The sequence below is a fragment of the Chromohalobacter sp. HP20-39 genome (assembly GCF_033052815.1).
In the GTDB taxonomy this organism is placed as follows: domain Bacteria; phylum Pseudomonadota; class Gammaproteobacteria; order Pseudomonadales; family Halomonadaceae; genus Chromohalobacter.
In genome coordinates this window covers 1-251 of record NZ_JAWHTP010000955.1, presented here as the reverse complement: position 1 = coordinate 251, position 251 = coordinate 1, and the positions used below count along the sequence as shown (strand labels likewise).

The 251-nt window shown below is 68.9% G+C and carries 1 protein-coding gene; it reads left to right on the top strand.

Annotated features, from left to right (window positions below; all coding sequences use genetic code 11):
• Positions 1-251, top strand: a 251-nt coding sequence (locus RVY79_RS20795; RefSeq protein WP_317466499.1) for a CbtA family protein, incomplete at both ends; no start/stop codon positions are given.

The window sequence follows — 251 nt, the reverse complement described above, 5'->3', positions numbered from 1 at the left end:
ACGGGCTGGAGCGCAACCTCTACACGGCGGGCGCGAACATCCTGACCGCGATCGGCTTCGCACTCCTGCTCGGCGGCTTCTTCGCCGTCCGCAGTGGTGCGACGGGCGAACCGATCTCCTGGCACGAAGGCCTGATGTGGGGGCTCGCGGGCTTTGCCGTCTTCACGATCGCGCCAAGTCTTGGACTGCCGCCCGAACTGCCGGGTGTGCCGGCCGCGCCGCTGCTCTCGCGCCAGATCTGGTGGATCACG